This is a genomic window from Kosakonia sp. MH5, from assembly GCF_009935945.1.
GTDB lineage: Bacteria > Pseudomonadota > Gammaproteobacteria > Enterobacterales > Enterobacteriaceae > Kosakonia > Kosakonia radicincitans.
Genome location: NZ_QODH01000007.1, coordinates 39,165 through 52,125, shown reverse-complemented (window position 1 = coordinate 52,125; position 12,961 = coordinate 39,165). Strand labels below are relative to the sequence as shown.

The 12,961-nt window shown below is 56.0% G+C and carries 13 protein-coding genes; 3 read left to right on the top strand and 10 right to left on the bottom strand.

From position 1 onward, the window contains the following. Window positions 1–199: 199 nt before the first annotated feature. The 3 genes from treC to treR all read right to left on the bottom strand — a co-directional run bounded on the left by treC (window position 200) and on the right by treR (window position 4,392). Window positions 200–1,855, bottom strand: coding sequence for an alpha,alpha-phosphotrehalase (gene treC, locus DK872_RS18065; protein ID WP_007372823.1), 1,656 nt, complete (start codon window positions 1,853–1,855; stop codon window positions 200–202). Window positions 1,856–1,900: 45 nt separating this feature from the next. Then, window positions 1,901–3,319, bottom strand: coding sequence for a PTS trehalose transporter subunit IIBC (gene treB / locus DK872_RS18060; RefSeq protein ID WP_007372824.1), 1,419 nt, complete (start codon window positions 3,317–3,319; stop codon window positions 1,901–1,903). Between the two features lie 125 nt (window positions 3,320–3,444). Then, window positions 3,445–4,392: a trehalose operon repressor TreR gene (gene treR, locus DK872_RS18055; RefSeq protein ID WP_161518683.1), complete on the bottom strand. Its 948-nt coding sequence runs from the start codon at window positions 4,390–4,392 to the stop codon at window positions 3,445–3,447. 174 nt (window positions 4,393–4,566) lie between these two features. On the opposite strand from treR, the gene mgtL reads away from it, so the two are divergent. Together mgtL and mgtA are read left to right on the top strand one after the other, a co-directional pair. Then, window positions 4,567–4,650, top strand: a complete 84-nt coding sequence (gene mgtL / locus DK872_RS28035) for a mgtA regulatory leader peptide MgtL (RefSeq protein ID WP_107147173.1) — start codon at window positions 4,567–4,569, stop codon at window positions 4,648–4,650. 242 nt (window positions 4,651–4,892) lie between these two features. Further along, window positions 4,893–7,601: a magnesium-translocating P-type ATPase gene (mgtA, locus tag DK872_RS18045; RefSeq protein WP_071920105.1), complete on the top strand. Its 2,709-nt coding sequence runs from the start codon at window positions 4,893–4,895 to the stop codon at window positions 7,599–7,601. A 192-nt stretch (window positions 7,602–7,793) separates the two neighbouring features. Here the strand turns inward: mgtA and ridA are convergent, their stop codons facing one another. The 4 genes from ridA to DK872_RS18025 all read right to left on the bottom strand — a co-directional run bounded on the left by ridA (window position 7,794) and on the right by DK872_RS18025 (window position 9,813). Further along, window positions 7,794–8,180: a 2-iminobutanoate/2-iminopropanoate deaminase gene (gene ridA / locus DK872_RS18040; RefSeq protein ID WP_007372830.1), complete on the bottom strand. Its 387-nt coding sequence runs from the start codon at window positions 8,178–8,180 to the stop codon at window positions 7,794–7,796. A gap of 82 nt (window positions 8,181–8,262) precedes the next feature. Continuing rightward, window positions 8,263–8,724 carry an aspartate carbamoyltransferase regulatory subunit gene (pyrI, locus tag DK872_RS18035; protein WP_043955368.1) on the bottom strand — a complete coding sequence of 154 codons (462 nt, stop codon included), beginning with the start codon at window positions 8,722–8,724 and terminating at the stop codon, window positions 8,263–8,265. A 13-nt stretch (window positions 8,725–8,737) separates the two neighbouring features. After that, a complete protein-coding gene (pyrB, locus tag DK872_RS18030) occupies window positions 8,738–9,673 on the bottom strand; it encodes an aspartate carbamoyltransferase (RefSeq protein WP_071920106.1) in 936 nt (311 codons plus the stop codon). A gap of 35 nt (window positions 9,674–9,708) precedes the next feature. Next, entirely contained in the window at window positions 9,709–9,813 is a 105-nt protein-coding gene (locus DK872_RS18025; protein WP_071532031.1) for a pyrBI operon leader peptide, read from the bottom strand. Between DK872_RS18025 and DK872_RS18020 the strand changes: the two genes are divergently transcribed. After that, entirely contained in the window at window positions 9,793–9,909 is a 117-nt protein-coding gene (locus DK872_RS18020; RefSeq protein WP_161518682.1) for a hypothetical protein, read from the top strand. The two genes, DK872_RS18025 and DK872_RS18020, sit on opposite strands and share 21 nt — an antisense overlap. Before the next feature lie 3 nt (window positions 9,910–9,912). Here the strand turns inward: DK872_RS18020 and DK872_RS18015 are convergent, their stop codons facing one another. The 3 genes from DK872_RS18015 to argF form a co-directional block, all read right to left on the bottom strand. Next, entirely contained in the window at window positions 9,913–10,392 is a 480-nt protein-coding gene (locus tag DK872_RS18015; protein ID WP_161518681.1) for an arginine repressor, read from the bottom strand. Window positions 10,393–10,497: 105 nt separating this feature from the next. After that, window positions 10,498–11,901 (bottom strand): YfcC family protein, encoded by a 1,404-nt coding sequence (locus tag DK872_RS18010; RefSeq protein WP_079517040.1) that lies wholly within the window; start codon window positions 11,899–11,901, stop codon window positions 10,498–10,500. Window positions 11,902–11,949: 48 nt separating this feature from the next. Then, window positions 11,950–12,954: an ornithine carbamoyltransferase gene (gene argF / locus DK872_RS18005; RefSeq protein WP_161518680.1), complete on the bottom strand. Its 1,005-nt coding sequence runs from the start codon at window positions 12,952–12,954 to the stop codon at window positions 11,950–11,952. Window positions 12,955–12,961 lie beyond the last annotated feature (7 nt).

Genomic DNA, 12,961 nt, shown 5'->3' with positions numbered 1-12,961 from the left:
AGCATTCTAATTTCTATATATAGTGATTTGCATCAAACATGTTTGCGTTTTTATTGACTCAGGACAAAGTAAAAATTGGATAGCACAGAGGACGGGCACCCTGGCGGAATGTAAATTTTAGCGTTCTCCTTTTGACTAAAAATGCAACAAAAACAGCAGGCTTATGCCTGCTGTTGTGTTTGCGTTTAGTAGAATAAGTCTAAGACTGTCGCCACCACACGGCCTCGAACGGCCGAAGTACCATGTCGCCAGGTTTTGCGGAGACTTCAGCATAGTTGCTGATCACAACCTGCCAGTCGCCGGGCATCTCTTCCGGATGCCACGGTTGAAATGTGTTGCTCAGATTAGCAATAACCAGCAGCGTTTCGCTCTGCCACTGGCGGCGGTAACACCACAGATACTGATGCGTGGGCAGCAGATCCTGATAATCGCCCCAGGTGAGCAGCGGCAGTGTTTTACGCAGACGGATGAGTTTCTGGTAGGTATAAAACACTGAGCCCGGATCGCTGATGGCCTTCTCAACGTTGATTTCACGGTAGTTGTCGCACAGGCCAATCCACGGGTCGCCAGTGGTGAAGCCGGCATTTTTGCGGGCGCTCCACTGCATCGGCGTACGGCTGTTGTCGCGGGATTTACTGGCCAGAATCGCCAGCAGTTCTTCCGCCTCACGTCCGGCGGCGCGCTGCTCAGCAAACATATTGTGGCTTTCGATGTCGCGGTAATCGGTTATGCGGGAAAAGTGCGGGTTGGTCATGCCAATCTCTTCGCCCTGATAGATATAGGGCGTGCCCTGCATGCCGTGCAAAATCATCGCCAGCATTTTGGCAGACGGAACGCGCAGCATGCCTTCATCGCCAAAGCGTGACGCAACGCGCGGCTGATCGTGGTTACACCAGAACAGCGCATTCCATGCGACGTTATGCATCCCCTGCTGCCAGTGGCGGAACAGCGCTTTCAGCGCTGCATAATCCGGCCGGGCAAGAACCCATTTTTCGCCGTTGGGGTAGTCCACCTTCAGGTGGTGAAAATTAAAGGTCATCGACAGTTCACTGCCGTCCAGCGCGCCATAGCGCTTACAGTTCGCCAGCGAGGTAGAGGACATTTCACCCACCGTCATCAGTTCGCGCGGCTGGAAAACCTCGCGGCTCATCTCCTGCAGAAATTCGTGCGCCCGCGGGCCATCAGTATAAAAGCGTCGCCCGTCCCCGTCGTGATCGTCCGGGAAATCCTGCTCTTTGGAGATTAAATTGATGACATCGAGACGTAAACCGTCAACGCCGCGATCCGCCCAGAAAGCGCAGACCTCTTTTAGCGCGTCGCGGACTGCCGGGTTTTCCCAGTTGAGATCGGCCTGCTCCGGCGCAAAAAGGTGCAAATAGTACTGGCCGCTCTGGCTGTGCCAGCGCCACGCGCTGCCGCCGAATTTGGAACGCCAGTTGTTTGGTGGTACGTCCGGTTCGCCGTCGCGCCAGATATAGAAATTGCGGTAAGGGCTGGTGGGATCCTGCGCCTCCTGAAACCAGGCGTGCTGCGTTGAGGTGTGATTGAACACCATATCCAGAATCAGGCGTATTCCGCGTTGGTGCGCCTGTGCTACCAGTTCGTCAAAGTCTTCCAGCGTACCGTAAGCGGGGTCAATCGCGGTGTAATTCGCTACGTCGTAACCATTGTCGATTTGTGGGGAAATGTAGAACGGTGTCAGCCAGATGGCATCCACACCCAGGGTTTGCAAATAGTCGAGGCGGGCGATAACGCCGCGTAAATCACCGGTACCGCTGCCGGTCGAGTCCTGAAAACTTTTTGGGTAAATCTGATAAATGACGCCGTTTTGCCACCAGTGGGGAAGGGTATTCATAGCAATTCCTGCGAAAACAAAGGGGGCGCAAACGCGCCCCAAACATTACACAATCTGCAAAGTGCCTTGACGGAACTTGCGCTGATAAACAAAGGAAGTGAGGGCAATAGGGATCACCACGGCGATGGCCATCGCAAGCGTAAAGACCTGCCAGTAGGTGGGTTGAATGGAGAGAATGCCCGGCAAACCGCCGACGCCGATACCGTTCGCCATTACGCCGTTCAGACCGCACAGCAACCCGGCGAAGCCGGAGCCAACCATGGCGCACAGCATCGGGAAGCGGTATTTCAGGTTAATGCCGTACATCGCGGGTTCGGTGACGCCTAAAAAGGCGGAGATGGCGGCAGGCACGGAAACCTCGCGTTCATTTTGTTTACGGCTGGCGATGATGATACCGACCACTGCTGACCCCTGAGCGATATTGGAAAGCGCAATCAGCGGCCATACCGGCGTTCCGCCCATGCTCTGGATCATCTGCATATCGATCGCCAGCGTGGTTTGATGTACGCCAGTGATAACCAGCGGCGCATAGAGAAAACCAAACAGCGCGGCGCCAATCGGGGCAAAGCTTCCGGTCATCAGATGACGAACCGTATAAGCCACGCCATCGCCAATCATGCGGCCGAACGGGCCGATAAAGGCGTGGGCGAGGAACACCGCCAGGATTAACGAGCAGACCGGTACGACCACCAGATAGAGGTAATCCGGCACCAGGCGTTTTAAGCGCGTTTCAATCACGCCCAGCATCAGACCCGCCAGCAGCGCCGGGATAACCTGCGCCTGATAACCGACTTTGGCGATGGTAAACAGGCCGAAATTCCATGCTTCCGGCGTTTGCGAACCCAGCAGATAGGCATTCATCAGCTGCGGTGACACCAGCGTTATGCCCAGTACGATCCCGAGGATCGGCGTTCCGCCCATTTTGCGCACCGCTGACCAGCAGATGCCAACCGGCAAATAGAAGAAAATCGCTTCGCCAATCAGCCACAGGAAGTCGTAGACCGTTTTCAGCGACGGGAACATCTGCGCCAGCGTCTGGCCATTGCTCATCGGCACATCGCCGATCACATTACGAAAACCGAGAACCAGGCCTCCGCTGATCAGCGCCGGGAGAAGCGGGAAAAAGATCTCAGCAAAATGAGAGATCAGGCGCTCGTGCCATTTCATATTTTGCCGCGCCGCCAGCTTGGCCTGCTCTTTATCAGCATGCGCCAGGCCGGTGGCTTCGCGCAGCGCCTGATAGTAGTCGCCAACGTTGGTGCCGATCACCACCTGAAACTGTCCGGCATTGGTGAAACAGCCTTTAACCATCGGCAACTGCTCAATCTCTTGCGGGTTGGCCGCTGCCGGATTGTTCAACACGAAGCGTAACCGCGTAATACAGTGGCTGACAGTAGCGATGTTTTCGCGTCCGCCCACCAGTGCGATCAACTTCTCAATATCTGATTGATTTACTTTGCCCATCAAGGTGCCTCTCGAAGGAGAAATGATGCGTAATGACCGGAGCAAAGCGTAACCAGGAGCAAAAAAATAGAAAATGGGAACGTTCCCGAAACCGGGCGAGGATCACAATAAACCGTACGGCACAATCAGGCGAGTCTGGCGGGGATCACAATTTGCCGTAAATCAGCGCGACCATTAACTTGTTCTATTAACTGGGCAGCGGCCTGGCGGCCAGCCTGGGCATAGCCGGGATCGACGGTAACAATTTCCGGATGCAAAAATTTCATCAACGGCGTATTACCGACGCTGGCAAGTTGCAGGTTTTCGATGCGCTGTTGCTGCAAGTATTTGCTGGCACCAAGCGCCAGCGTATCGGTAGCGCACAGTAGCGCGGTGGTTTGCGGCGTCAGCACTTCAGCAACATGGTCGTAACCCTGCTTCATGGCAAGGCCAGGCAGTACGGAGAGTGGTTCAAGCTGGTATCGCTGGCAGCATGCCAGATAAGCATCGTGGCGGCGTTTGCCGGTCGTGACATCGCTGTGCGGCACGCCGATAAAGCTGATATGGCGATGGCCCTGAGCGTAGAGTTTTTCCATTAATAGCTCAATGGCGCCTTTGTCGTCGTAACAAACCGAAGAAAAACCGTTCGCGTCGCGCGCCAGCAGTACCAACGATGACTGCCAGGAGGCCAGCAGCTCTTCGGTAATACCGGTAAAACCAAACAGCACGACGCCGTCGATATTGCGGTGGCTCAGCATCTGTAAATGCTCGCCGACCAGTTCCGGCGAAAACTGGCTCTCCATCATGATCGGGTCGTAACCCTGTTCGTAGAAGGCGGGGAGCATGGTCTGTACCGCAAGGTTTTCCGACAGGGAATCGAGACGCGAGACGATAATCGCCACTACTTTGTCGCTTTGCCCGCGCATGGCGCGTGCGGAACGGGAAGGGGAGAAACCGTGTTGATTGACGATGGCCTCCACTTTTTCGCGTGTCCGCTGGCTCACGCCGCTTTCATTATTCAGCACGCGGGAGACGGTGGATTTCCCCACCCCGCTTAAGCGCGCAATGTCTTTGATTGTCAGCCGGTTTTGCATGCGTCCTGTCCTGTTCCTTATTAAGGCGGATTGCAGAATAGAGGAGTTTCGTTCAGGTTCCAACCGCTCAGCAATGAGCAAAGTCTGGTTTATGCGCTTTGTGCGGCTAAATATCGTTGCGTATACGTTTGGTTTAATTCAGCGGGGCTATGATACCGCCACGTAATCATACGAATGCAATTCTTACCCTTACTTACCGGAGGCCAAATGGATCCCGATCCCACACCTCTCCCGCGATGGAGAACTGTTTCCCGGTAAGCCTGCTTTTGCTGCCTTACCGGATGCGTAAGGCAGCGACGTTATTGTCCCTGCCCAAACAGAAACGCCTGCTGGCGCGGCGTTGCCACGTCACTTGCGTAAAATTTACACCCATCATTCATGCTGCATCGAGGCGGCCAGGTATTGAATTCCTCGCTTAGCGCCTGGGTTCGCCGCCGCGATTGGGTCTGAAAGATGATGTGCAGAAGGCACCCGCGCGATGCGGGGGCAAGGATATGACTATGCTGAAAAACTTCACCCGGCAGCTCTTCGCTCGCCTGAACCGCCATTTACCGCGTCGCCTGGTACAGCGCGATCCGCTGCCCGGCGTACAGACCGTTAACCACGGCGATATTCCCGCGTCGATGGGCGAACGCTGCCTGTCGATTGCTGCAATGGAGCCGACACTGCTGTGGCAAACTTTTGCCAGCCACCCGGAAGGGCTCACTGAGCAGGAAGTGGCGCAGGCGCGTGAAACGCACGGTGAAAACCTGATCCCGGCGCAGAAACCGTCACCGTGGTGGGTTCATCTGTGGATCTGCTACCGCAACCCGTTCAACCTGCTGCTCACCTGCCTTGGGGTGATCTCCTATGCTTCGGAAGATCTGTTCGCCGCTGGTGTGATTGCGCTGATGGTAGCGATTTCCACCCTGCTCAACTTCCTGCAAGAAGCGCGTTCCACCAAAGCGGCGGATGCGCTGAAAGCGATGGTCAGCAACACCGCGACGGTGCTGCGGGTGGTGAATGAAAAGGGCGAGAATAGCTGGTGCGAGATCCCGATCGATCAACTGGTACCGGGCGATATCGTCAAGCTGGCGGCGGGCGACATGATCCCGGCGGATCTGCGCGTCTTGCAGGCGCGGGATCTGTTCGTTGCTCAGGCTTCGCTGACCGGTGAATCCCTGCCGGTAGAAAAAGCGGCGACCAGCCGCCAGACGGCGCAGAAAAACCCGCTTGAGTGCGACACGCTGTGCTTTATGGGCACCAATGTGGTGAGCGGAACCGCGCAGGCCATGGTGATTGGCACCGGCGGCAACACCTGGTTCGGGCAACTGGCCGGGCGCGTCAGCGAACAGGAAAGCGAACCGAACGCCTTTCAGAAAGGGATCAGCCGCGTCAGCATGCTGTTGATCCGCTTTATGCTGGTGATGACACCGATCGTCTTGTTGATCAACGGCTTTACCAAAGGTGACTGGTGGGAAGCAGCGCTGTTTGCCCTCTCGGTTGCCGTTGGCCTGACGCCGGAAATGTTGCCGATGATCGTGACCTCGACGCTGGCGCGCGGGGCGGTGAAACTGTCAAAACAGAAAGTGATCGTTAAACATCTGGATGCGATCCAGAACTTTGGCGCGATGGATATTCTGTGTACCGACAAAACCGGCACTCTGACGCAGGATAAGATCGTGCTGGAAACGCACACCGATATCAGCGGCAAAGTCAGCGAATGGGTGCTGCACAGCGCATGGCTGAACAGCCACTACCAGACCGGGTTGAAAAACCTGCTGGATACCGCTGTGCTGGAAGGCGTCGATGCGGAAGCGGCGCAGACGCTCTCTTCGGACTGGCGCAAAGTGGATGAGATCCCGTTTGATTTTGAACGCCGCCGGATGTCGGTGGTGGTCGCCCAGCAGGCGGATGTGCATCAACTGATCTGCAAAGGCGCGCTAACGGAAATTATCAGTGTGTGCTCGCAGGTCCGCTTTAATGGCGAGATTGTCCCGCTGGATGACACCATGCTGCGGCGCATTGAACGCGTCACCAGCACTCTGAACCGTCAGGGGCTGCGCGTGGTGGCGGTGGCGACCAAATACCTGCCCGCGCGCACGGGAGATTATCAGCGTGCAGATGAGTCGGATCTGATCCTCGAAGGCTACATTGCGTTCCTCGATCCGCCGAAAGAAACTACCGCTCCGGCGCTGAAAGCGCTGAAAGCCAGCGGCATCACCGTTAAGATCCTCACCGGCGACAGCGAACTGGTGGCGGCTAAAGTGTGTCATGAAGTCGGGCTGGAAGTGGGTGATGCGCTGACCGGCAGCGAAATCGAACATATGAGCGATGATGAACTGGCGCAGATGGCGAAACATATCACGCTGTTTGCCCGCCTGACGCCGCTGCACAAAGAGCGCATTGTTCGCTTGCTGAAACGCGAAGGACATGTGGTCGGTTTTATGGGCGACGGCATTAACGATGCCCCGGCGCTGCGTGCGGCAGATATCGGTATTTCCGTGGATAGCGCGGTCGATATTGCCCGCGAAGCCGCCGATATCATCCTGCTGGAAAAGAGCCTGATGGTGCTGGAAGAAGGCGTTATTGAAGGGCGGCGGACCTTCGCCAACATGCTGAAATACATCAAAATGACGGCAAGTTCTAACTTTGGTAACGTCTTCAGCGTGCTGGTGGCGAGCGCCTTCCTGCCGTTCCTGCCGATGCTGCCATTGCACTTACTGATTCAGAACCTGCTGTACGATGTGTCGCAGGTGGCGATCCCGTTTGATAACGTTGACGACGAACAAATTGCCAAACCGCAGCGCTGGAACCCGGCAGATCTCGGGCGTTTTATGATCTTCTTCGGGCCGATCAGTTCGATCTTCGACATCGTGACCTTCTGCGTGATGTGGTGGGTATTCAAAGCCAATGTGCCGGAAGCGCAAACCCTGTTCCAGTCTGGCTGGTTTGTGGTTGGTTTACTGTCGCAAACGCTGATTGTGCATATGATCCGTACCCGTCGCGTGCCGTTTATCCAGAGCCGCGCCGCATGGCCGCTGATTGCCATGACGCTGATGGTGATTTGCGTCGGCATTGCGCTGCCGTTCTCGCCGCTGGCGAGCTACCTGCAATTGCAGGCGCTGCCGCTGAGCTACTTCCCGTGGCTGGTAGCGATTCTGGCTGGTTACATGACGCTGACCCAGTGGGTGAAAGGTTTTTACAGCCGTCGCTATGGCTGGCAGTAACCCGTTAATTGCCCGGTGGCGCTTCGCTTATCGTGTTGCGTTCGGTGGGGAAAAAGTCGTTTTGCCGCGTTGCGTGCCGGATGACGGCGGGCTTAGCTGAGGTGCGGAGTGTTACAGGCCGGATGGCGACTCGCTTATCCGGCCTGCAAACTGGCGTGCCGGATACGTTTACGCAGCCACCCGGTATGCGGATTAGCGACGTACGGCGATCGCTTCAATCTCGATTTTCACATCTTTCGGCAGGCGTGCCACTTCCACGCAGGAACGCGCCGGGAAGGTAGCGTTATGCTCGGCGAAAAAGGCTTCGTAAGTGGCATTAACGGTGGCGAAATCGTTCAGATCTTTCACGAACACGGTGGTTTTCACAATGTCGCCCACTTTCAGGCCGGCGGCCTCGACGATCGCTTTCACGTTGTCGAGAGACTGGCGCGCCTGCGCAGCGACATCTTCCGGCACGCTACCGGTTGTCGGATCGACCGGGATCTGGCCGGAGGTGAGGATCATATTGCCGAGATCAACAGCCTGCACATAAGGGCCGATGGCAGCTGGCGCATTTTCCGTCGCGATAACTTTAGTCATGATGTTTCCTGAATATCAGCGGTAATAAGGTGGCGGTCATTATACACGTTATCGCACAGACCGCCTCTTTACTGGCCGGGCGTTAATTGGCCAGCACGACGTGATGCGAGAACTCTTTCTCGCAATATTTGCACTTCAGCGCGATATCCTGCTCGCGTTGTTTCACCGCAAAGCTGGAAGCGACCGGCTCGGCATGGCTAATGCAGTTGCTGTTCGGACAAACCAGTACGCCAGTGATGCGTTCCGGCAGGCTCGGGCGCGATTTGCCCACCACTTCATACTCATCAATCCGGTTAACGGTGGCCTGCGGCGCATACAGCGCCAGCTGGTTGACCTGCTCATCGGTAAGAAACGTGTTCTCGATTTTGATCAAATCCTTGCGGCCCATTTCGCCGGACGGCAGGTTAAGGCCGATGGTAATGCGCTGGTCAGTTTCCGTCAGTTTGAACAGCGTCAGCAGTTTGAACCCGACGCGGGCAGGGATGTGGTCAATCACGGTGCCGCGTTTAATGGCTTCGACCTGAAGTTTATTATCGTGTGTCATTGTCGTTTCCCCCTTACAGAGCCAAATCGCGATTGAGAACCAGCGCCAGCAAAGCCTGGCGGGCGAAAATACCGTTGCCAGCCTGCTGGAAATACCAGGCGTGCGGTGTTTTATCAACGTCGGTGGTGATCTCGTCAACGCGCGGCAGCGGATGCAGCACCTTCATATTGCTGCGTGCGCCGGCCAGATCGCTGGCGCGCAAAACAAACTGCGCTTTGACGTTGGCGTATTCCGACGGGTCCAGACGCTCTTTCTGTACGCGGGTCATATAAAGAATATCTACTTCCGGCATCACCTCTTCGATGCTGGCGTGCACGCTCCAGGCCATGCCTTTCTCGTCGAGCATATCCAGAATGTACTGCGGCATTGCCAGCGCATCCGGGGCGATGAAGTAGAAGCGGTTGCCGCTGAATTTTGCCAGCGCCTGCGCCAGTGAATGCACGGTGCGGCCATATTTCAGATCACCGACCATGGCGATATGCAGGTTTTCAAGGCGCCCTTGCGTCTCCTGGATGGTGAAGAGATCGAGCAGCGTTTGCGTCGGATGTTGGTTGGCACCGTCGCCAGCGTTCAGCACCGGAATACCGCCGGAAAATTCGGTCGCCAGACGCGCCGCGCCCTCCTGCGGGTGGCGCATCACGATGGCATCCACATAGGTGCTGATAACCGAAATAGTGTCTGCCAGCGTTTCGCCCTTCTTACCCAGCGAGGTGTTGCTGCTGTCGGAAAAGCCGACCACGCTCGCGCCGAGACGGTGCATGGAGGTTTCAAATGACAGACGCGTACGGGTGGAGGCTTCAAAGAAGCAACTGGCGATCACTTTATGCTTGAGCAGCTCTGGCTGGGGGTTGGCCTTCAGTCGTGCGGCGGTGTTAAGCACCAGTTCCAGTTCTTCGCGGCTGAGATCGTTTATGGAAATGATATGTTTCTGATATAGCGGATTAGCCATGGTTATCTCCTGACGACTGCGCAAAAAAAAGCCCCTCAATAGAGGGGCTGTGGAATAGGGTTCGCAACGGGAAAGAAAAACGGCAGGCCAGCGCCCTTTTTCAGACGCGGTAAGACAGTTTGTCGTACACACTGGACCATGCTTCCTCCCGGCAAATTGTCCCGGATTATACGCAGCTGCTTTTTTGGATCAAGCGATTGATGCACATTTTACGCTGTGCAAACGGTTCTCTTTGAATATTAATGCGTTCTAAGTAGATAATTAATTTGTTTATGCACTAACGCCGTATGCTTTACCTCTCTGGGCGCAACCCAGACAATGCTGCTCCCCGCCACGACGCCGAGGATTTCCGGCAACTGGTGATAATCCACAATGCGTGCCACGGCGCGGCCATATCCGGCCACGGTGTGAATAAGGATAAATTCGCTATTATGCTCGACGCTGACCACCATTTCGGAGACCGTGCGGGCGGCGTCCGGCACCGGGCGCAGCTGCGGATTCAGCGCATAAATTTTTTGTCCTTTGGCGTTGCGGATTTTTATCACGCCGAGCAGTTTCAACAGGCGGGACACGGTGGACTGGCTAATAGCGTCAAAACCGTGGTACTGCAAATCGCGACGGATCGCTTCCTGCGAAAGGTAGCTTTTTTCGCTAATCAGTCGCTGGCAAACGGCTAATTGAAGCTGCTCTTTCGGTGAATAATCTCCATATTCCATCATCTTTTTTCCCGTATCAGTTGCCGAAACAAAATGCCCGGCAGCTCAACGCCTGCCGGGCCTGGTTACTCTATGCACGGCCGGTTAGGCGTTGAGCCACCCGACGTGTTACAGCAGGGCCCCAAGGCTCAGCGCCGCCATGATCACCACGGTCAATATCGCCAACAGCGGAGCAACCCACTTCAGATAACGGACGTAAGGAACATGGGCGATAGCCAGCCCCCCCATTACCACAGCGGAAGTCGGGGTTACCAGGTTGACGATGCCGGACGCGGATTGATAAGCGGTGACGACCAGGTCACGGTTGACGTTAGCGAAATCGGCCAGAGGCGCCATTATCGGCATCGTCAGAACCGCAAGGCCGGAAGAAGAGGGCACGAGAAACGACAACACCACTTCCAGCCAGTACATAACGTTAATAAACGCGACGGTGGATAACCCGCTGACCATGTCTTCGGCACTGTGCAAAATAGTATGAGTAATCATACCCTTATCCATAATTACTACGATACCGCGGGCAATTCCAATAATCAGCGCTACGCCCAGCAGATCCCGTGCGCCGTTGATAAATGTCGACGTCAGCTCCTCTTCGCTCATACGGTCTATCAGACCAACGATAATTGCGCTCGCCAGGAACACCGCCGAGATCTGCGCCATCCACCAACCCAGCACAGCGACACCATAAATCATCACTACAAAGGCCAGTGCGAAAATCACCAGGATCAGCTTCCGAAGCGGCGTAAATTCGAGGATCTCTTCTGACTTATGCCCAAGGAAGAAGGCCCGATCCTCATCCTGCTTATCCGCGACGATCGACAGTGCCGGGTTCGCGCGGACTTTGCGGGCATAGCGCATTACCCAGCCGACGCAAATCACCCAGCCGATGACCAGCAGCGCTAAACGCAGGACGATGCCGTGGGTGAACGGGATCCCGGCGGCGTTGGCGGCGATCACTGTGGCAAACGGGTTGATGGTTGATCCGAGCGTGCCGATCCCCGCGCCGAGCAGAACGGTGGATGCGGCGACGACCGGATCAAAACGGGCGGCAAGCATAACGGGAACCAACAGCGTATAAAACGGCAATGACTCTTCGGCCATGCCATAGATGGTGCCGCCAGCGGCAAACAGCGCCATCAGGATCGGGATCATCCACTCTTCGTGGCCACGTAAGCGCGTGGTGACGCGCTCGATCCCGGCGTCGATGGCGCCTGTTTTGGTGACGATGCCCAGAAAGCCACCGATGATCAGAATAAACAACGCCACGTCGATAGCGCCCGCCTGTCCGGTATCCGGATCGTACAGACCGCTAATCGGTGCCATGATCACCGCGATAAGCCCCTGCGGTTGCGCGGTAACGTGCGCATAGGTTCCGGCAACGGGCACCTCTTTGCCGAGCGCGGGGTTCATCGCCATATGATACTGACCCGCAGGAATGATCCAACTGAGCGCGGCGACAATGGCAATCAACACAAAGAGAATGGTGTAAGCGGAAGGGAATTTGAACTTGCCCATGATGTGCTCCTTAACCCCGGCACACCCCGTGATGTGCCGGGGGAGTGGTTAGTCGCCGAGTGTCGCCACCATAACCGCTTTGATGGTATGCATCCGGTTTTCAGCTTCGTCAAAGACGATGGAGTTCGGCGATTCGAAAACCTCTTCCGTGACTTCCAGCCCTTTCAGGCCATAGGCCATTTCGATCTCGCCGCCCACTTTGGTGTGCTCGTTATGGAATGCGGGCAGACAGTGCATAAATTTCACCTGCGGATTGCCGGTGGCTTTCACCACCGCGCTATTGACCTGATAGGGTTTCATCAGGCTGACGCGCTCGGACCAGGCCTCTTTCGGTTCGCCCATCGACACCCACACATCGGTATAGAGAAAATCCACGTCCTGCACGCCTTCTTCAACCTCTTCGGTGAGCATGATGCGCGCACCGGTTTCACGGGCGATGGCCTGGCATTGCTCAACCAGCGCGGTTTCCGGCCAGAACGACCTCGGCGCGACCAGCCGGACATCCATGCCCATCTTTGCCGCGCCGACCATCAGCGAGTTACCCATGTTGTTGCGCGCATCGCCGAGGTAGGCAAAACGCAGTTCCGACAGGCGTTTGCCCGGCGCGTGTTCGAGCATGGTCATCAGATCGGCAAGGATCTGCGTCGGGTGAAACTCGTTGGTCAGCCCGTTCCATACGGGGACACCGGCATACTGGCCCAGCTCTTCCACAATTTGCTGGCCATAACCGCGATATTCGATGCCGTCATACATGCGTCCCAGCACGCGGGCAGTGTCTTTCATTGACTCTTTATGACCGATCTGCGAACCACTCGGCCCGAGATAGGTCACCTGCGCGCCCTGATCGAAAGCGCCCACTTCGAACGCGCAGCGGGTGCGGGTGGAGGTTTTTTCAAAAATCAGCGCGATGTTTTTGCCAACCAGCGTTTTTTTCTCACAGCCCGCTTTTTTGTCAGCTTTCAACCGGATAGCAAGATCGATCAGGTACTGGATTTCCGCCGGTGTGTAATCGAGCAGTTTGAGAAAGTTGCGATTTTTCAAATTGATACTCATGAGATCT